1 protein-coding gene is annotated in these 1,074 nt (G+C 68.1%); it reads right to left on the bottom strand.

Annotated features, from left to right (window positions below):
* Positions 1 to 1,030: acyltransferase domain-containing protein (locus tag ABZS69_RS67100; protein WP_355395704.1), on the bottom strand; the 1,030-nt coding region annotated here is incomplete at its 3' end.
* Between the last annotated feature and the right edge of the window lie 44 nt (positions 1,031 to 1,074).

Raw genomic sequence — 1,074 nt, 5'->3', positions numbered from 1 at the left:
TGGTGGGGAGGTGGTTGTGCCAGGTGATGGGGGTGGCGGTGGTGTGGGTGTGGGTGGTGGCGATGGCGGTCAGGAGGGTGTGGGGTTCGGGGTGGTTTTTGCGGAGGGTGGGGGTGAAGGTGGCGTGGGTGTGGGGGGTGTCGGGGGGGAGGTTGTGGGGGGCGATGTTGGTGAGGGGGGTGTCGGGGCCGAGTTCGAGGTAGGTGGTGACGCCGGTGTGGTGGAGGTGGGTGATGGTGTTGGCGAATTGGACGGGTTGGCGGGCGTGGTGGGCCCAGTGGGTGGGGGTGAGGGTGTGGGTGGGGGTGGCGGTGGTGTTGGTGATGAGGGGGGTGTGGGCGGTGTGGTGGGTGAGGGTGTGGGCGAGGGTGTCCAGGGGTTGGAGGATGGGGTTGAGGAGGGGGGAGTGGAAGGCGTGGGAGACGGCCAGGGGGCGGGTTTTGCGGCCTTGTTGGGTGAAGTGGGCGGTGATGGTGTTGATGTGGTCGGTGTGGCCGGAGATGACGGTGGAGGTGGGGGAGTTGATGGCGGCGATGGCGGTGTGGGGGGTGAGGTGGGGGGTGATTTCTTGGGGGGTGGCTTGGATGGCGGTCATGGCGCCGTCTGGGGGGAGGGTTTGCATGAGGTGGGCGCGTTGGGTGATGAGGGTGGCGGCGTCGGTGAGGGTGAGGATGCCGGCGGTGTGGGCGGCGGTGATTTCGCCGAGGGAGTGTCCGGCGAGGTAGTGGGGGTGGATGCCCCAGCTGGCCAGGAGGTGGAACAGGGCGGTTTGGAGGGCGAAGAGGGCGGGTTGGGTGTAGGCGGTTTGGTCGAGGAGGGTGGCTTGGTGGGTGTGGGGGGTGGCCCACATGATGTCGCGGAGGGGGTGGTCGAGGTGGGGGTCGAGGGCGTCGCAGGTGTTGTTGAGGGCGTGGGCGAAGGTGGGGAAGGTTTCGTAGAGTTGGCGGCCCATGCCGGGGTGTTGGGCGCCTTGGCCGGAGTAGAGGAACGCGATTTTTCCGGGTTTGGCTCGGCCGGTGATGACGTTCACGCTCGTCCGGGTGTTGCTGCCGTTGCCTGAGCCGGGGGTACCGG

Source organism: Nonomuraea sp. NPDC005650 (genome assembly GCF_040605375.1).
Lineage (GTDB): Bacteria > Actinomycetota > Actinomycetes > Streptosporangiales > Streptosporangiaceae > Nonomuraea.
This window is presented reverse-complemented; position numbering and strand designations above follow the sequence as displayed.